The 19,151-nt window shown below is 48.1% G+C and carries 11 protein-coding genes; 3 read left to right on the top strand and 8 right to left on the bottom strand.

What is annotated here, in order from left to right:
* Positions 1–20: 20 nt before the first annotated feature.
* The 3 genes from FBF61_RS03600 to FBF61_RS03590 all read left to right on the top strand — a co-directional run bounded on the left by FBF61_RS03600 (position 21) and on the right by FBF61_RS03590 (position 7,499).
* Complete coding sequence (locus tag FBF61_RS03600; protein ID WP_138475784.1) at positions 21–3,524, top strand: SusC/RagA family TonB-linked outer membrane protein; 3,504 nt, start codon at positions 21–23, stop codon at positions 3,522–3,524.
* A gap of 29 nt (positions 3,525–3,553) precedes the next feature.
* Entirely contained in the window at positions 3,554–5,056 is a 1,503-nt protein-coding gene (locus FBF61_RS03595) for a RagB/SusD family nutrient uptake outer membrane protein (RefSeq protein ID WP_138475783.1), read from the top strand.
* A 340-nt stretch (positions 5,057–5,396) separates the two neighbouring features.
* Positions 5,397–7,499 carry a CehA/McbA family metallohydrolase domain-containing protein gene (locus tag FBF61_RS03590; protein WP_138475782.1) on the top strand — a complete coding sequence of 701 codons (2,103 nt, stop codon included), beginning with the start codon at positions 5,397–5,399 and terminating at the stop codon, positions 7,497–7,499.
* Between the two features lie 7 nt (positions 7,500–7,506).
* Here FBF61_RS03590 and FBF61_RS03585 read toward each other — a convergent pair whose 3' ends face one another.
* The 8 genes from FBF61_RS03585 to FBF61_RS03550 form a co-directional block, all read right to left on the bottom strand.
* Complete coding sequence (locus FBF61_RS03585; protein ID WP_166444412.1) at positions 7,507–8,592, bottom strand: hypothetical protein; 1,086 nt, start codon at positions 8,590–8,592, stop codon at positions 7,507–7,509.
* Entirely contained in the window at positions 8,589–9,959 is a 1,371-nt protein-coding gene (locus FBF61_RS03580) for an FAD-dependent oxidoreductase (protein WP_138475780.1), read from the bottom strand. Before FBF61_RS03580 ends, FBF61_RS03585 begins: the two co-directional genes overlap by 4 nt.
* Positions 9,960–9,995: 36 nt before the next feature.
* Positions 9,996–11,360, bottom strand: a complete 1,365-nt coding sequence (locus FBF61_RS03575) for an FAD-dependent oxidoreductase (protein WP_138475779.1) — start codon at positions 11,358–11,360, stop codon at positions 9,996–9,998.
* A gap of 44 nt (positions 11,361–11,404) precedes the next feature.
* Positions 11,405–12,847, bottom strand: coding sequence for a SusD/RagB family nutrient-binding outer membrane lipoprotein (locus FBF61_RS03570; RefSeq protein WP_138475778.1), 1,443 nt, complete (start codon positions 12,845–12,847; stop codon positions 11,405–11,407).
* Positions 12,848–12,859: 12 nt separating this feature from the next.
* A complete protein-coding gene (locus FBF61_RS03565) occupies positions 12,860–16,258 on the bottom strand; it encodes a SusC/RagA family TonB-linked outer membrane protein (RefSeq protein WP_166444411.1) in 3,399 nt (1,132 codons plus the stop codon).
* Positions 16,259–16,469: 211 nt separating this feature from the next.
* On the bottom strand, positions 16,470–17,567 hold the full coding sequence (locus FBF61_RS03560; RefSeq protein WP_138475776.1) for a FecR family protein: 1,098 nt from the start codon (positions 17,565–17,567) through the stop codon (positions 16,470–16,472).
* Positions 17,568–17,625: 58 nt separating this feature from the next.
* Positions 17,626–18,225 (bottom strand): RNA polymerase sigma factor, encoded by a 600-nt coding sequence (locus FBF61_RS03555; RefSeq protein WP_138475775.1) that lies wholly within the window; start codon positions 18,223–18,225, stop codon positions 17,626–17,628.
* 115 nt (positions 18,226–18,340) lie between these two features.
* Positions 18,341–19,096, bottom strand: coding sequence for a DUF72 domain-containing protein (locus FBF61_RS03550; RefSeq protein WP_138475774.1), 756 nt, complete (start codon positions 19,094–19,096; stop codon positions 18,341–18,343).
* Positions 19,097–19,151: the final 55 nt, after the last annotated feature.

Here is a 19,151-nt window from a genome sequence, read left to right as displayed (position 1 = left end):
AATTCTTAACCTTATTAATTATGCAACTAAAGTTATCCGCAAAACCGTGGCTGGCAATGGGACTGATGGTGATGATTCAGGCCTCGCCCTTGGCAAATGCCCAACCGCTTGCCTTTAATTCTATGCCTGCAAAGCTGCCCGGAGGGGAGAGGCAGGAAATGAAACTGAGGAACGTTCTTTTGAATATGCAAAAGCATTACGGTGTGGAAATCGTATTTGAAGAAAGACTGGTTGGTGCCATGAGCGTGTCTGCCCATGCAGTCAACTTTACGGAACCCATAGAGAAAAACCTGGATATTGTGTTGGGACAAAGTGGGTTGAAATATAAAAAAACCAGAAAAAATACTTTTGTCATTACCGAGGTTGAAAAGGATAAAAAAACCGATGCAATAAGACCTAAGGAATCGGCTTTGATGCAAACGACAGGTACGGACCTGGAAACTACGTCCGCATCCATGCTCGCTGAAATTGCAGACAGATCGATAACCGGTAAAGTTTCCGATGAGAACGGAGCTGCCTTGCCGGGAGTCAGTGTATTACTGAAAGGTACGCAGCGCGGTACTTCCACCGGGGCGGAGGGTGATTTCAAACTGGATATCCCCGACGAACAGGCTGGCGGTGCCATTCTTGTATTCAGCTTCGTAGGCTACAAGGCCCAGGAAGTAGCTGTGGGCAATCAAACCAATCTGACGGTTAACCTTGCTCCGGATGACAATGCTCTGGAGGAAGTTGTGGTGGTGGGCTATGGAACAGTCAAGAAATCGGACTTAACAGGCGCTGTCGGCGTTGTAAAAGCGGAAGCATTGCAAGAAAGACCGGCTTCTTCACTTAGCCAGGGCTTATCGGGCCGTCTTTCCGGTGTGAACGTATCATCCAACTCCGGAAGACCGGGCGGGAGAACAACTATCCGTATTCGCGGGATCAGTTCTTTGAGCGTTGCCAACGATCCGCTTTATGTAATAGACGGTGTAATTATCAGTTCCCCTGTTCAGGACGCAGCATCCGGCAGAGTGGGCCTGGTGAACGGGAGTAGCCCGATCGATTACCTCAACCCCAATGATATTGCGTCTATCGAGGTGCTCAAAGACGCATCCTCAACAGCGATTTACGGGGCCCGCGGCGCCAACGGGGTTATTATCGTGACTACAAAACGAGGTACTTCGGGTGGTGGAAGAGTCACCTATGACTCCGATTTCAGTGTGGGTGTCCTGCCCAAAAAGCTGGAACTGCTCAATTCAAAAGAATTTCTGGAGGTTGAAGACCGTGCCTTTTTAAATGCGAGAAAATATGATCCGGACGCATTCGACGCAGCTGGAAACAGTACAAAATACACAGATCCAAAACTGAAAAGGACCAACCCGCTGTTGTTTGATTCGCAGGGAAATCCGTTGTACGATACCGACTGGCAGGATGAAACATTCAAGCCTGCTTTTACGCAAAACCATCAGCTGGGATTTACCGGAGGCAATGAAAAGGGTACTTTTGGCGCCTTTTTGAACTACCGCAATGAGGACGGGCTGGCCGCAGGTTCATGGCAAAAAAGATTTGCAGGCCGTTTCGTATTTGATACCCAGATTAAAAGCTGGCTGAAAGTGGGTGGTACACTGGGGTATACCGACCAGAACGAAAAGCAGGTGGATATCCTGGGTGGCGGAGGGATCACAATGATGCGTCAGGTTTTGGAAGGCTTGCCGATCATCCCCGTGAAGTATCCCGATGGCAGCTGGGCCAGCAACCGGGACTATCCGGGCATGGAGGGAGGCGACAGCCCTTTGCGCGTGGGTACCGATGTGCGGAACTTGCTGAAAACCCAGACTATGCTGGGTAATATGTATGTGGCCATCAACCTGGCGAAAGGGCTGGAACTGAGATCGACCATCGGAAGCAATATTATCAATCAGCGGAACGACTACTTTGCGCCGAGAGGAATGAAGTATATTTCTGATAACGGTGATGCCTATGTCGACAATAACAGGTTCAACTCCTGGCAATTTGAAAACTACCTGACTTATAACAAGGAATTCAGCTCAATCCATAGTATTAACGCAATGGCCGGGTTGTCGTGGCAGCACATGGACCAGTTCAGGAACAGGGCTGTTACCCAGGGTTTTACGGATTCCTTTTTTCAGTACAACAACCTTTCGGTAGGAGCGAGCCCGCAGGCGCCGACATCCTATGCATTAGCCTACGGACTGAACTCTTATTTTGCCCGTCTGAACTACACTTTGCTTAATAAATACCTGTTTACCTTCACAGGCCGGGCTGATGGCTCTTCCAAATTCGGGGGGAACAATCAATTTGCCTTTTTCCCTTCCGCGGCAGTAGCCTGGAGGATCATGGAGGAAGAATTTATGAAAGGCGTTCCCTCTGTCTCGAACCTGAAACTCCGGGCCAGCTATGGAGTTACGGGTAATTCGGAAATACCGGCATACAGGGCACTCGCAGGGCTTGGAAATTATACGGTGATCTTTGGCGGGACCCGGAACAGCGGAATAGGCACAGGCCGTATTGCCAATCCGGATTTACGTTGGGAAAAAACACAGCAGGTCGACGTCGGTTTGGAGTTGGGCCTGTTCTCCAACCGGTTTAACTTTGAGCTCGATCTGTACCAGAGAAAAGTGGAGGATATGTTGCTTAATGCGCCTCTGCCATATAGCAGCGGATATGCCAACATTTATTCGAATGTAGGAAGTATGCAGAATACAGGGATAGAGTTTTCCGTGAATACAACCAATATCAGAACGGAAAATTTCTCGTGGAATACTACTTTCAATATTTCCGCCAACAAAAACAAGGTGCTCACCCTGGCCAATCAGAATGCCCCTATTATTCAGGGCAATACCATCATCAAGGTGGGTGAGCCTGTAGGTTCTTTCTTTGGAAGGGTTTCCCTCGGAACATGGGGAAGCAACGAGGCTGATGCAGCTAAAAAATATGGCTTGGAGACGGGGGACATCAAACACCAGGACCTGAATAATGACGGTACTATCAACGACCTTGACAGAACCATCATCGGACGTGGTGTACCCAAAGGGTTTGGCACGTTCCTGAACACTTTCCAGTACAAAGCCTTGTCGTTAACGGTAGACTTGCAGTTCATGTACGGCAACGATGTACTGAACAGGAGTATCCACTCAGCAGAAGACCGTCAGGGACAGGCCAACAGTTACAGAACGGTACTGAATGCCTGGACAGAAACCAATCAAAATACCGAAATAGCACAGCTTCGTCCGCTGATCGCCGGTTATACAACTGTTAATGACAGTCATAAAGTGACAGACGCTTCCTTTATTCGCGGACGTAACCTGCTGCTTGCCTATACGTTTTCCCCAGAAGTGACTTCCAAGCTGAAATTAGACCGTTTGAGAGTGTACGGATCGGTTCAGAACTTCTTTTTGAGTACCAAATACAAAGGTTATGACCCAGAGGTTTCCAACTCCGGCGACATTCTGGAGCAAGGTGTGGCGTTGTATGACTATCCGAGGCCCAGGGTGTTTATGGTAGGAATTAATGTTGGGTTTTAATTTAATGCAGACTTTATAAAGAAGAAACAATGAGACAAATAACAAAAAGATATAGGCTGCTGATTGCAATTGCCGGCACATTGTGCATAACCGGTTGCTCCGATTTCCTGACTGAGAATGATCCCAGCAACTTTACAGAAGACACCTACTTCACCAGGCCGGAACATGCCAGAAGCTCGGTGAATGCGATTTACGCCCCTTTGAGAGATATAACAGCCAGTGGTTTCGGAGGCGGGCCCTGGGTGATGACGGAATTTGCTACGGGGCAGGCCGGTACCGATTTGGGGCAGGCTACCAGTAGCTATTTCGTAAAGGACCTGACCAACACGGCTGAAAATGCCTACGGTACCAGTTACTGGCAGCAATATTACAGGGGTATCGGCAATGCCAACCTTTCCATAGCCAAGATACCGGGAATCGCCATGGATGCCGCTGAATCGAAAAGACTGCTCGGAGAGGCACATTTCCTTCGCGCCTGGTATTATTTCACACTGGTACAATTGTTCAAAGACATACCATTGATTACCGAGCCTGTCGCACTTGAATCCGAGCAATTAAGACCCTCTCAGGCCAATCCGGAGGATGTTTACAACCTGATCGTGGAAGACTTGAAAACCGCTGAGGCTTCCGGGCTGCCGTGGGTTGACCAAACCGGGAAAGTTACGCTTGGAGCTGTGAAATCTTTGCTGGCCAAAGTATATCTGACCATGGCCGGTTACCCATTGGAAAAAGGTGCTGCCTATTACGATATGGCCGCAAAAAAAGCCGAGGAGGTGATTGATTCCAAGCAGTTCAAGCTGTTTGCAAGTTACGCCGATCTGCACGATCCGGCAAAAAAGAACATCGAGGAGAACATTTTCATGGTCCAGTTCAGGACGCAGATCTTGCCGGGGAACTGGCAGGAATTGATCATCCCTTACAACAAGGGTATTTCAGCCTACTCTGCAGAAACCGGCGGGATATATGCAACCAATGAGTTTGTGAAATCGTACGATCCGGCAGACTTGCGCGCAAAAGAAGGACAGTTCTTTTTTACCAAGTTTACAAACGAGTCTAACCGCAACCAGGTGGTGGACCTGGGAGGATATTTTATTTATAAGCTTTTTGATGTGGCAGCTCAGACCACAACGGCCAATAGTGATCTCAATTGGTCACTCATCCGGTATGCGGATATATTGCTGACTTATGCAGAAGCTTCCAATGAAGTAAGCGGGCCGACTGCCAAAGCCTACGATGCCGTGAATGCCATCAGGACCAGGGCAACATTACCAAATCTGGCAGGACTCGCAAAAGACAAGTTCCGCGAAGCCGTTTGGAAAGAACGGTGGTATGAGCTGTGTTTTGAAAATGTTACCTGGTTTGATATGGTCCGCCTCCGTAAGGGGTTCAATTTGACGACCAAACAATTTGATAATTACGTAGGGCATAAGTTTTCTTATGGGCCGGTACTGACCGAGAGAGAACTTGTATTCCCTATTCCGGCTTATGAGTTGAATAATAATCCTAATCTGCAACGTACGCCAGGATATTGAGCCGGTTGTGAAAACCTGCAAAAGCTTGCAACAACACGGAAACCAAATGTTTCCGTGTTGTTTTCCTACCGCCGGAACATTACGTTCTGGTAGCTCCCTTCCTTTTCCTGAGAGGCTCACTTATTGCGCAGCCTGGCACTCCATAAAAATCAATTGAGCTTATAATAGCCATCACTATTGACAGGGTGATGCAATACCACTCAAGTTTCAATATCCGATCCGGGGATATTCATACCGGTGCTGGATGCAATGCGAAAAAAGGTCCGGCCTGGGTAAAAGTCGTTCCGCAACAGCTTATGCAGGTAAGAAAAGTTGATGTCGGAATTGATACAGACCACCCATGAAACTCAGATCGTTTATCCTAATCGCTTTCCTGGCCGCAGGAATAATCCGGGCACAGGCGCAGCTGAAACTGAATACGGTACAATTCGACCGGAAAGGCGAAGCTACGCTCACCCGGCAAAAAGACCTTGTGGAACTTACCTGGCCTGCTGGCGAGGGGAAGTTTGGCAAGGTGCAGTTCGATCTGTCGCCTTCCAATCCGTTGTTTAAACGCATCGCATTGGGCACGAAAGCCGAGCCTGTTACGGTTTCGGAAGATCTGGATGCGGCGTTTCTGCTGACGATCGGCAAGCGTGACCTGCTGTCTCAGAACGGATGGAATATCTTTTTCGACAAAGTTCCTTTACGCCCTTTTCAGACCTTCCCGGTAATTCTCAAAAAGACAGGTATTTCTGTTAAAAGTATCGGCAGCCGTACAGTGGTTACGATTGGCAGCCTGACCGCCGACCGCTTTTCAGGCATGCTTGAAGTGACTTTTTATAATGGCAGCCCACTGTTCAACATTGCCGCGGTGATGTCGACCAAAGCTTCGGCGACAGCCATTGTGTATGATGCGGGGCTGATCAGCAGGACGGAGAAATGGAAAAATATTTCCTGGACGAATACAGCGGACCAAATGGAGTCGGCTGCGGTTCAGTACATGGATTCTGCCCAAAACCTTGCCGTAAAATACCGGACTATCGCAGCACAGGGCAGCAGTGGCACCATGGCCATTTTCCCCGCGCCGCACCAGTATTTCTATCCGCTGGATGAAGCTTTTAACCTGAAATTCATATGGCATGGCAGGGGTTACAGGAAAATGCTGGACGGATATGGGATCGGAATACGACAGGAACTGGAAGGTGACCACCGCTTTGTACCCTGGTTCAATGCTCCTCCAGGAACACAGCAACGTATGAACTTTTTCTGTCTCATCAGCAATGCGGATGGCGGTGAGGCTGTTGACGCTGTCAAGAAATTCACGAATGCGGACCGTTATGTCAAACTTCCGGGCTTCCAAACGATGTCGAGCCATTTTCATAATGAGTTCATCATGAATGTAGTACTGGCAGGCAAGCCCGTTCCGGAAAAACCTGAATTTGTAGAAGTATTCAAGCGCTTGGGCGTTGATATGGTCCACCTTGGAGAATTCCATTATACCGCTCACCCGAAAGGACCCGACTCGCTCCGGCTAAGGGAATTGAAAGCCCTGTTTGAGCAATGTAAACGGCTGTCGGACAGCGAATTTCTGCTTATGCCGGGGGAGGAGCCCAATGAGTTTTTCGGCGGACATTGGCTGCAGATTTTTCCAAGGCCGGTATACTGGGTCATGTCGCGCAAAAAGGAAGTGCCTTTCGTTGAAAACAAGCCGGGTTTTGGCAAGGTATACCACATAGGTGATAAAAAAGACATGCTGAAATTGCTGGAGGAGGAGCAGGGGCTGGCCTGGACCGCGCACGCACGCACCAAGGGATCGGTTAACACTCCCGACATTTATAACCATGAAGATTTCTTTAAATCGGACCGCTTTATGGGCGCGGCCTGGAAAGCGATGCCTGCCGATCTGTCGCAGCCGCGCCTGGGTAACCGCGTGCTCGACCTGCTGGACGACATGAACAACTGGGGCGAAAAAAAAACCGTGATCGCGGAGGCCGACCTGTTCACTGTCACGCAGGAGAACGAAATGTATGCGCATATGAATGTCAATTACATGATGCTGGATAAGCTGCCCGGGTATGACGAAGGCTGGAAGCCTGTGGTAGATGCGATGCAGCATGGAAAGTTCTTCGCGACTACCGGAGAGGTACTGATGCATGAATTGAAGGTGAACGGAAAATTGTCCGGCGAAACGCTGACATTGAATGCCGATGGTACAGCAGACGTGCGCTTGAAACTGAGCTGGACTTTTCCGATGAATTTTGTAGAAATCATCTCCGGGGACGGAGAAAAAGTGTACCGGGAACAAATACAGCTGACGAATACCCGGGCCTTTGGCGAGCAGCAATTTCAGTTCCGCCCCAAGCTGAAGGGCAGGACCTGGATGCGCGTGGAAGCCTGGAACAGCGCTGTGAACGGGGCTTTCAGTCAGACTTTTTATTTGAAAGCGTCAGGGGGCAACTGATTTAAAATTAGTCTGTTCGCCGAGGTTGACGTTGGTTTTTTGCCTCTGTTGTTATCAGTAATTTGTCCGTAATATCCCTGATATACCGATTTTTGTCGGTCCGGAACTCCTGTAATTTTTTAGCTATATCAGGATTCAACATGTTTTTGCCGGATATCATTTTGTAAACGTATTGAAGCGCTGCCGGCGTAATTATCCCTTTCTGATAATCATGCAGCAACTGCATGATGACGGCATCGTAAACAACCGGACAATCATTCAGCTTCCAGATAATATCCAGCTTTTTCAGATCGTCAGCTTTGGAAATCTGGTTCGCTAGTTTCTTTTGAAGGGCTTCGCTATTTAAATTCCGGGGCGAGATGGCTCTTAGTGCCAGACTGGAAGTAATGTCATTCCCGGAAGCAATTTTAACAATCAGTTTATCGAAAAACGGTGCCGCATATTCCGGGTTGCTTATCATTGTATTAAGTGCCCAAATGTCTGTAACCGGATCATTTCTATCGAACAGTTTGCGCAAATAGTCCTTGTCGACCCGCTGTTTCAAAAGTGCATGGATATTGTTTTTGCTGGTCCCGTAAACGGTATGCCACAAAGTATAACACGTATAAACCGCATCCCGGACTACATAGTCGGTTAATGATTTACTCGTTGCCCCGGAAACCCCGTCTACGTCACTTCGCTTTTCAATGACCAGGTCCTCCATTTGAAGGTCTCTGAAAACAGATAAGGAATCGGATAAGATTGAATTGAGCTTATCATAGTCGTCAGCATTGAATTCCGTATGGTCTGTTTTGGTGAGTGGTTCATTGTCAATCAATTCCAAATGGTGATAATTCCCGACTCCGTCCCAAAACAGGCGCACATTCAGCATTTTGCATTGTTTTGAGGTGCATACTGATTTCTTGATGTCACTGCTGAACCAATTTGTCAGCCCGTTTGGGGACTGGCATTCAACCAGATTAATGATTTCCAGAGAGTCATCGGGATCGGCAAAAGTGTGTTTTACCAGCACACAACTTTCATGATGCCGGCGATTATCCGGCATTTGAAAACACATGAAAAGTACCGAGGTGATTAAAGACAATACCATCATAAAGTCCATTTTACCTCGGCCCAGTCCACTTCCTGAGGCAACCGTCCCGACACAGCTGCGATGGCTGCCACCCTGCCGGCCGCCTCGCCCATCACCACTGCGTTTCCTGTAACCCGGTAGCTGGAGTGCGCAATAAAATCTCCGCTGATGCAGCGGCCCGCCATCATCAGTGCTTTCACATCTTTTGCAATCAATGCGCGGATCGGGATGTCGTAAGGGATTGCCTTTACGCCTCTGTTATAAACTTTTTTGTTCTCGTCGTCTTTTTTTACGGAATGAACATCTACGCCAAAAGTGACCCTGCAAACCGCATCTTTGTGCCTTACCCCCTCAATAATATCGTTCGCAGTGACCGTGTACAATCCATGTATCCTGCGGCTTTCGCGTACCCCGATCTGCTCGGCTGTGCTCACGATCCTTAAATGCTGCCAATGCCCGCCCAGGGACCTCAGTCCGTTAACGATCTGATGGACCTCGGCCCGGGCACGTATTGTAGCGATGCTGATTTGTTTGGCGTCAAACCCGACATAACCGTACTCGTGATTGGCCATCATCATGAACAGATCTTTCCGGATCGGGTACAGGCCAGGCAGGCTGTATGAAGGCTTCACGCCACTCCTGATTATCTCAGCTTCCAGTCTTTTTTTGGAAGGAGAACGTAATTTGCTGTCATCGGCATCCCGTACAAAGGGCTTGATTTCATCGTAGTTCACACCTGTGACCAGTGCCAGAAGGCTCAGCGGCTGGCCTTCGCCTTCCGGGCCGCCATATTCGTATTTGCAGCCCGCCTGCATGGCAAGGTCACCATCACCCGAACAATCCACAAAGATCTTGGAAGCCCACGCTTCCCGCCCCGATTTTGACTCGGTCAATACATGGGTGAGCCTTCCGTTTTTTACAGCAGTTGAAACCACTCTGGTATGCAAACGGACGTCTACATTTGATTCAACACAATAAGCTTCCAGAATTACCTTCATTACCTCGGCGTCGAAAGAATAGCTGCTTCCGCTGTCCACGGTACCTGCACCTGCGAGTTTGGCCAGGTCACGTTTGATCTCATTGATCAAGCCGGATTTGTTCTGATTGTCGAGTATCCAGGTCAGGTTTCCGGCTGTCCAGACTCCGCCCAGGCAGCCGTGCACTTCGATCAATAGTGTTTTTGCCCCGTTCCGGCCGGCCTCTATGGCAGCTGCAATACCCGCGGGGCCGGCGCCACATACGATCACATCATAATCTCCTGCGATTGGAATATTCCTTCCCGGTTCTGCCAAACCATTTTCTTTTGCGGGGGTACTTTCTGCAACGGATTCAGAAAAGGGAAGTATTGCACCGAAAATAGCCGTATTGATAAATTTTCTCCTCTCCATTCGTTTAACGGGTTTTGTTTTGATACAACTCTGTATTTAAGAAATCTCGCTCCAGTTGACCGCCGAAGGAACACGGTTCGACAAAGATGCTTTTGCTGCTACCTTCCCTGCGGCTTCGCCCATGGGTACGGCATTGCCCGTTACCCTGTAACTTGCATGGGCATAAAAATCACCGCTGATGCAGCGTCCTGCCATCATTAAGTTATTGACATCCTTTGCGATCAGGGACCGCAGCGGTATCTGGTAGGGTTCCATTTTTACGCCGGAATTACTGTAACCGCCGCCTTCCACTTTTGTCAGCGCGTGCACATCCACCGAGAATTTAACGTTACAAACGCCGTCGGGGAACTGCGCTCCATTCAGCAGGTCCTCTTTAGTGAGCATGTAATGACCGTGAATTCTGCGCCCTTCCCTGATCCCTATCTGCGCGGCGGAAGTTACGATTCTTACATTTGACCAGATCCCTCCCGTTGCCCGCAGCCCGCTGATCACTTTGTTTATTTCGTTTCTGGCTTCAATAGTGGCTTTGCTGATCGCGTCGGAATCGAGGGCGGAGACACCGTACTGGTGGTTCATCATCAAGGCAATGGAATCGGGCCTGATCGTAAAAAAGCTTGGCATACTGTAGCTGGTGTCAAAGCCGATTTTAAGGATCTCTGCGTGGAGCTTTTTCTTCCCTTCGGTAGTAGGCGACCCATCTTTCCCAAGCCCGAGAATAAAACCTTCTTTTACCAGATCAGCTTCTTTTAACCCGCTGAGAATCACCATCAGCGACATGGGCTGCACCCGGCCCGTTTCGGGCTCGCCCAAATCGAAGCTGCACCCGGCCCTGGCGGCCAGGTCACCGTTGCCTGTCGCATCGATAAACACTTTTGCTTTCCAGGCTTCCCTTCCGGAAAAGCTTTCGGTTGTTATGAAATCGATTTTTTTGTTTTTATCCTGATAGGCTGCGGTTACCCGGGTATGCAAACGTACCTCAACCCCGGCTTCTTTACACATTTCTTCCAGGATCCATTTCATTTGTTCGGCATCATACTTTCTGGCTGTAAACTGGGCATCCGATTTGTCCAGTCGGTATTCGAGCTCCTTCATGATCCCGTTTTTGTTTTCGTGGTCGATGATATTGCTGAGCAGGCCCGCAGTCCATATCCCTCCCAGGCAGCCGTGAAGTTCTATTAAAGTAGTTTTTGCTCCGGACCGGGCGGCAGCCAGAGCCGCTGCAAAGCCGGCCGGTCCTCCGCCACAGACGATCACATCCGTTTCCCTTACCACCGTCAACGAACGTTTGGGTTCTTCCACCGTACCGTCTTTGCCTTTTTGAAGCGTATTTTCAAACGAAACCAGATTTTGCAGTGCAAATGGGCCAAGCAGGCCAGCCTTGATCATATTTCTTCTTTTCATGATTATTATAATTTCTGATGGATCGAAAGTGAAAACTTCAATGACTATTTGATGGCCCAGAACACCTTTGTCCTGGGTTCGAGCGCAGATATATTGTCTATGTCGGCCGGTGTACTGGTGTTTCTGGTGATTTCGCTAACGGGGTAGGGTAAACGTGAAGCCCTTCCCGTGGGATCGGTAACCGGAATAATACCAGTTCGCCTTACATCATTGTATGCTTCTATGGGCTGAAACTGATAAAAATAGATGTACTTCTGCTTGATGATATCGCTTAGGGCCAGCATGCTGCTTCCCGGCAAAACCTTCGGTAAACTTTTGTAAGCGCTTATTTTCTCATCGCTGAGCTTGACTGCGGGTCTATAGTCGCCGGCATGGCGAAGTGCCAGGTCTACGGCCAGTTCATAGGCAGTATTTGCTTTGGTCTTATCACCCAGCCGCAGCTGCGCTTCCGCCTCGATAAATTTCAGCTCAACGAATGTCAGCACAGGCATGGGGGAGTTGAAGTATTTCATTAATTCCGGTTTCGAATAATAGGCCCCGTCCAGCCTGGGCTCGCCAAAATCTGCCCTGGCGGTACCATTGGGGGCCGAAATGATCTGCCCTTTTACCTTCGTAAACCATATGGCGGCCCTGGGATCGTCGTCCGCTTTCTGGCTCTCACCAAAACTCGCCATCGCGTTGTACACACCATTTCCGACGCTTGATCCCGGCTGGCTGTTGTTGGCAACAGCAAAAGGATTTCCGTTCGTTTGCGTATCAGCGAATTTGGAAAATATCAGATTTTCGGAATCGCTGTTGAATGATTTTGCAATGGCACCCAGTGCATTGTTGGCCGACCCGGCAGCATCGATGTTGGATAACCGGTTGTAGAGCCTGGCTTTTAACCCATAGGCTGTTTTGATCCACATGGCACGGTCCCCGGCAAAAAACATGTCATCGGTTTTGGGAGCTACCGGCCCGGAATCCTTTTCCAGGTTCAGAATTGCTTCATCCAGGGTCTTGTGAATTTCGGTATATATTTCCTGGGAAGGGTCAAAAACAGGGTTTCCGATATCATCTCTCAATGCTTCTTTGAATGGTACGTCACCGAAGAGGTCGGTTAAGGCGGCCATATTAAATGCCCTGAGCACGTCAGCAATTCCTGCATAAGTAAAGGAATTGCTTTCCAAAGCCTTTTTCTTGATGATCGCAAGGTCATTCATCGCGGAATAGGACTGATTCCACACCTGAGACCCCAGTCCCTGCAGGTCTTTTAACACATTGTTTCCCAATACGAAAGTGTTGGCCTCGGACAAGTAGTATGCATTCAAAGCGGTACTTCCGCCCGCAACCTCCGTCACGTAGCTCATTTGTACCTGGGGCAGCATGGTTTTCAGGGGGGCATCATTTACCTGGTTGGGGTTCGTATCTATTTTATTGAGGATCTCATCCGTGCAGGAACCTGACGCCAGTAAAAGCAATGCAATCAATATTTGTAATTTTTTCATGTTTACCAAGTTTTAAAATTTCAGTCGTATACCAGCTCCGTAACTTTTTGTCTGAGGGATCTGAGAAACCTCGATACCCTGGGAATTGGGGCTGCTGTAACCTCCCTCGGAAATATTCACCTCAGGATCGGTGAAAGCCTTTGTGATCAAAAACAGGTTGCGGCCGGTCAGATAAATGGAAGCACTGCTTATCTTCCTTCCGCTGAGCCACTTGGCGGGTAAATTGTAGTTCAGGCCCACTTCTCTGAACCTCAGGAAAGAAGCGTCACTAAGGCTGGCTTCGTTATTGGGCCATAAATTGTTGTAATAATTAACATCCTTTTTGATCAGGATATCATTGTCGCCCATGATTTCAACAGCTCCGTTGGCGACGGTTCCTTTTTTACCTTCCGGTACAAAGGAGGTCTCCCTGTCACGGGTTTCCCCCGCGAGGCCACGTCTTTGTGATTCGTTCAATGAATGGTTATAGATCAGCCCGCCCTTGCGCCAGTCCAGCTGGGCGGTCAGGGTGAAGCCCATAAAGGTTAAACTGTTTATGAAATTCATCTCGAAATCAGGCGTCGGCGTGCCAAGTACTTTCTGGGAATTGTCAATGATCGGCAATCCGTAATCCACCTTCGACTGGTCGCCCTGGTAAATGATCTGGTTACTTGCCGGATCTCTCATATAGGACGTTCCGACAAACTGAGGGTACACATTACCCACTTCGGCCACCAGTGTGATTACCCCGCTCGAAATATTTACCCGCTGGGTGCCTCCGTAAAGCTCCAGTACTTTGCTTTGATAAGTAGTGAAATTGGTATTAAACTCCCACCTGAAATTTTTGCTCTGCACCGGTACAAGGGAGAGTACGATCTCATGCCCGTTGTTGCGTATTTTTCCTCCATTTCTGATTTCGCTGGATGCTCCCGTTGTGATGGCGACCGGAACATTAAAAATCTGCCCGTCGGACTTGCTGTCAAAATAGGTGTAGTCTATGGATAGCCTGTCGCTTAAAAACCTGATATCGCCTCCAATTTCGAAAGTCCGGGTATTTTCCGGCATCAGGTTCGGATTGATACGGGTCGAGCTCTGTGTCCAGCTTACCAGCCCCTGATATGGAAAAACAAATGATCCGGGGGTATTGGTTGTGAAGCCCCTGCCATTGACATATACAGGCCCTGCCTGGCCTACCTCCGCCAGCGTGGCCCTGATTTTGGCAAATGAGAAGATATTTTTGCTTTCAGGCAGCAGCTCCGTTACAATGGCACTGGCACCTATGGAAGGATAAAAAAATGATCTGTTGCCGGTAGGCATGTTTGAAACGATGTCATTTCTGCCCGAGGCGTTAAGGTATATTTTATCGTTCCACCCTATATTGATGTTACCGTAAAATCCTACGATACGTTGTTTGCTTGTGCTGTTACTGGCCGAGATCAGGGTCGCGTTTGCAAGGTTCGGCCAGTTTCCCACTACCAGGTTTGATCCGGTGGTGTTTATGCTCTGGAAATTGCTGTCGAATACTTCGTTTCCGATAATGGCATCAACGTTCCAGACCTTGTTGAATACCTTGCTGAAATTCAGGAATAAGTTGGAATTCAGCTGATTGGAAAAACGGGTATACAAGTACAGATCGCCTCCGCTTGGCGGGTTGGTTCTGCCCCTCGTTGCAAACCCAAGTTCGTTATAGTCATTGATGACCGTGGTATAATGATCCACACCAACCCTGTAATTCAGTGCCAGGTCTGGAGTGAACTTGTAATTCAGCAGGAGGTTCCCGAGTGTTCGTTTTGTTTTTTCATTCCTGAAAGCATTATTGATCACCCAGTACGGGTTATTCTGCGATACCCTGTAAAATATTTGCTGGTATGGATCGCCGGGAGTGGCGTAGGGCTTTCCTTTCAGGTTATAGGAAGGCGGGGTTTCCGTTATTCCCCTGAAAAGGTTCTCATTCCCGCCTTTTTCCGGAAAATCATCCACTTTCAGGTCCGAGTAATTGACAGATATGGAAGACGTCAGATTTTTCAGCAGTTTAAAATCCCCGTTGAACTTGATGTTGTTTCTGGACATGGATGAATTGGGTACAATTCCTTTCTGGTCGTTTCTGCCTACCGCAATCATGAAATTCCCGAAGTCACCTGAATTTGAAAAGCTAAGGTTTGTATTCATGGTACTTCCATTCCTGAAAAATTCCTTGTCATTATCATAAACGCCCGGCTCTTCCTGCTCTCCCAGCTGGTTGGTATAAGTGGTCATGGAACTGATCCGCGGGCCCCAGGTGAAGATAGAGTTAGGGTTAAAAACACCATTTTCACCCTGGGCAAACTCCATTTGCAGGTCCGGCAGCATCCCTATCTGGTCCACACTAAACTGGGTGTCAAAATTTACCGTTGGTTTCCCTTTTGCGCCCGAACCATTTTTGGTCGTAATGACAATAACCCCGTTGGATGCCCTCAGACCGTACAGAGCGGAAGCTGCCGGTCCTTTCAGCACGTTCATCGACTCAATATCGTTCGGGTTAAGATCCAGTACCCGGTCGCCTCCCGAAATCGGCAAACCGTCGATCACATACAGCGGCGAATTATTCCCTGATAATGAACGGCTTCCCCTGATCCTGATGCCCGGCGACTTTCCCGGCATACCGCTGTTGAGGCTTACCGTAACACCCGCAACTTTTCCCTGAAGTCCGCCCAGCACATTGGGGTTACCCGCGGCGGAAATGGATTTTCCCGATATCTGCTGCGTTGCGTACGTCAGTGACTTCTGTTCTTTTTTGATACCAAATGCGGTAACCACCACTTCATCAAAGGTCCTGGCATCCACTGCCATTGTAACTTTCAGGTAATTGGACTTCCCAATTTCTATTTCCTGGGTCAGATAACCCACAAAAGAGAAAACCAGTATATTATTGTCGCCCGGAACGTCAATTTTGAAATCTCCGTCTGCGCCGCTGATTGTACCTGTCTGTGAGTTCTTTACCAAAATAGTCACACCCGGAAGTGCCGCTCCAGTATCGTCGGTAACTTTTCCCGAAACCGGTTTTACATTGATTTTTAAAGGGATTGTCTCGTCTGCCTTTTCCTCCTTGATTTCCTTCTTGTCCGCGTCGCTCGTTTTGCGGGAGAGTATGATCTGCCTGCCCGACACCACATAACTTACCTGAAGGGGGCTCAGGATATTGTCCAGTACTTCACCAACGGTGACATTGACGGCTTTGAGTGAAACTGTTCGCTTCGGAGGTACCACCTGTGGACTGTAAGAAAACCGGACATCCGCATTTTTTTCGATGATATGCAGGACATTCTTTATGTTTTCGTTCTGTACATGGAGGGATATCGTCCGGTTCAGCAATTCCTGAGCGGAAACATCAGTTGCCCAGGAAACTCCCATAAACAGGAAGCCAAGAACAATTTGAACAATCGTAATTTTCATACACCTTCTTAGGTATGGATTTACTTTTTTCATAATTTTGATTTGTCAGTTTTATTAAATTCTGGACATAGCAATCCTCTTTCCGAATCTTCTGATTTGGTAATGTTGGATGCAAAACCAGTGGTGATGCAAGCACCGCTGGTTTTTTATTTTAAGGGCAGGGTATTTATGTTTTCATAGAAACTGGTTTAGGGTTAGTGCCTCGAAAAGACTATTCACAGCTCCCTCCGTTGATGATGATCTGGCCATCGAACTTCTGGTAAGTTGCTTTTACGGTTTTGCAAATGATTTCCAGTTTTTCGTCAAAAGACTCGTGGTTTAAAGACGCACTCAGCTGGCAGCCTTCCAAACTTTCTTTATTGTACCTGATCGTGATACCGTAAGCTTTTTCGATATCTTCAAATACCTTTGAAATGGAAATCTCGTCGTAAACAAATACTGGCTTATCGGCCGCGGGCAGCGTGAGGATTTCGGGTTCCTCAACCAGGGTCTTGCTGAATTCCTCCGATTTTCGTGAAAATACAGCCTGCTGATTTGGCAGCAGCAGTAGTCCGTTATGCAGTGTTTTACCAATTTTGGTATCATCTGCGGATTCCCGGTAAACAGACACTTGTCCCGATTGCACGTTTACTTTCACATCCGTTTCGGTTTCGTAGGCCCTCACTATAAATTTGGTACCCAATACCTTGGTTACCACTTTGTTGGCATAAACAAGGAAAGGTTTACGAACGTTTTTTACGACTTCAAACGAAGCTTCGCCCGAAAGAAAGACCCGGCGGTTTGTGGTATTAAAATCATGGGCATAGCTGATTTTGCTATTGGGTAGCAGCTCTGCCGTGGAGCCGTCCGGCAAATGGATCAGCTGTGTTTTTGACGTAGTATTGACTTTTTCCGTGAATGCCGACTCCAATCCCGATACATGTGCCTGGTAGTCAGAGCTGACGCCGGACCTTTTCCACAACATACTGCCGGCAACCAGCGCAATCACAATGGAAGCCGCTGCCAGCCATCTGAAATTAACTTTCAGATTCCGGGTTTCTTTTTGGCCGGAATTGGTGAGTTTGATCTTTTCCAGCAATTCGGCAATGACCGTTTCCGGCAAGTAGGTCGAAGCGTAGTCGTTCAGACCTAGGCGGATAGCGTCCAGCAGAAAGACGGCCTGTTCCCACTCTCCCCGATTTTCGGGTTTGGTTTCCAACCATGCCTGCCAGAAATCATGTGAAGTCTTCGTCGGCAACAGTTGATGACCGATAAAGCTATCATCGGTCAGAAAATCAGAGGAGGTATAACCAGAGTAGACAGTTTTCAACGTGATTCGTTTTGTTAATGCTGTCCATAGATGACGGAATTAAGAAAACGTACTCACTTTAAGCCAAAAAAATATAAAAAAAGTTAATAAATGGTAAGACGATCCAGCCCCGTAATTTTTCAATAGCCCGAAAAACCAGATTCTTTGCGGATTGGGTGTTTACTTCGAGGACATTCCCGATTTCTGTATAGTTCAGGTTTTCGATAAACCTCAGCTTCAGTGCCTCCTGCTGCCTGTTGGGTAGTTGCGCGATGAGTATTTTCAGTCTTTCCTGCCGGGAGTTGGCGGAATCCAGCTCTTCGAGGATTTCGAGATCGTTCGGCTCAAAAATTTCAAAATCCACGTCAGACAACGGCTTGAAAGATCGCTCCTTGCGTCCAAGCAGATGCATGATCCTGGTTTTGAGGGCTTTCAACAAATAATACTTCACATTATCCGGCACCGAAAGCCGGCTGCGTTTCGCCCACAATTCAGTAAAAACATCATGGATACAGTCCAATACAAAAGCATCTGAGGTCGTCACAAGGCTTGTGCCGTAGCGGTACATGTGCCTGATATATAGCTTATACAGCTGGGTATATGATTCTTCATCCCCGCTCAGGAAAGCCAGCCAGAGTTTCTGATCTTCTTTCGGGTATGAATTTTCAACGTCCTTCATAATCCCAACTTTTTATGAATATAATCTAATGATAACGAAAAATGATACTGCCTGGACTGTAAGACTTTTCGGGCGCATTACTACTCCTCCGGCACGACGATCCTGGTTCGGAAAATCAATATTCCTCACGGAGGAATTTTTCAAAAGTTTGCAGATTATCCAGAGCCGCGCCCATAGTGTTATTAAAATAAACGTAAACCGTTTTCCCGCCGCTCATCCATTCCCGAACATAACCCGCGTACTCGTAAAGCAGGCCCTGATCGTAACTGCCACGGTAGTTGCCTCCCGGGCCGTGGAAACGGAGGTAGATGTGGTCGGCTTCCATTGGCTGAAGAGGCGGCTGGCTGCCGGATTTGTCGTGGTAAACCAGTGCGGCATTGTAATCATTGAGTAGCTCATAAGTATGTTCCGAATACCAGGAAGGGCTTCTGAATTCGACTGCCACGGGCCATTTGTTTCCGTTGAAATCCTGCATCCCCGACAGCAGCGATGCCACACTTTTAAACAGCGACACTTTGACAGACGGCGGAAATTGAACGAGGATACAGCCCCGTTTTTTTTCAGCTCCGGCAATTACCTGAAAATACCTTTGAAGATCTGCCGGATCGAAGTTTAAAGCCGGACTATGCGAAATTTGTTTCCAAAGCTTGAAAGTATACCGGAAATCCTCACTTACAGCATCACTCCACTGCTGAACCGTGGCCAATCTTGGAAGTTTATAAAAGATCGAGTTGATTTCAATGGAATTGAACAGGGTCCCGTACACATTCAGCCGGCTTTTACCTTCAAACTCCGCCGGATATGACTGCTTGTTTTTGAAAGGCAAAACCAGTCCGCTCGTTCCAAGGTAAAATGATCCGTCATTATTCATATGCTGTGGCTCTTTATCCAATGCGCTGTTCAGGTAGTTTGTCTACTAAAATTAC

Source organism: Dyadobacter bucti, assembly GCF_005869225.1.
GTDB classification, from domain to species: Bacteria; Bacteroidota; Bacteroidia; order Cytophagales; family Spirosomataceae; genus Dyadobacter; species Dyadobacter bucti.
This window is presented reverse-complemented; position numbering and strand designations above follow the sequence as displayed.

Excerpts from the sequence above, each read along its gene's own strand:
- FBF61_RS03580 (WP_138475780.1), bottom strand. The coding sequence starts at position 9,959 with ATGGAGAGGAGAAAATTTATCAATACGGCTATTTTCGGTGCAATACTT.
- FBF61_RS03590 (WP_138475782.1), top strand. The coding sequence starts at position 5,397 with ATGAAACTCAGATCGTTTATCCTAATCGCTTTCCTGGCCGCAGGAATA.
- FBF61_RS03575 (WP_138475779.1), bottom strand. The coding sequence starts at position 11,360 with ATGAAAAGAAGAAATATGATCAAGGCTGGCCTGCTTGGCCCATTTGCA.
- FBF61_RS03595 (WP_138475783.1), top strand. The coding sequence starts at position 3,554 with ATGAGACAAATAACAAAAAGATATAGGCTGCTGATTGCAATTGCCGGC.
- FBF61_RS03550 (WP_138475774.1), bottom strand. The coding sequence starts at position 19,096 with ATGAATAATGACGGATCATTTTACCTTGGAACGAGCGGACTGGTTTTG.
- FBF61_RS03555 (WP_138475775.1), bottom strand. The coding sequence starts at position 18,225 with ATGAAGGACGTTGAAAATTCATACCCGAAAGAAGATCAGAAACTCTGG.
- FBF61_RS03565 (WP_166444411.1), bottom strand. The coding sequence starts at position 16,258 with ATGAAAATTACGATTGTTCAAATTGTTCTTGGCTTCCTGTTTATGGGA.
- FBF61_RS03600 (WP_138475784.1), top strand. The coding sequence starts at position 21 with ATGCAACTAAAGTTATCCGCAAAACCGTGGCTGGCAATGGGACTGATG.
- FBF61_RS03585 (WP_166444412.1), bottom strand. The coding sequence starts at position 8,592 with ATGATGGTATTGTCTTTAATCACCTCGGTACTTTTCATGTGTTTTCAA.
- FBF61_RS03570 (WP_138475778.1), bottom strand. The coding sequence starts at position 12,847 with ATGAAAAAATTACAAATATTGATTGCATTGCTTTTACTGGCGTCAGGT.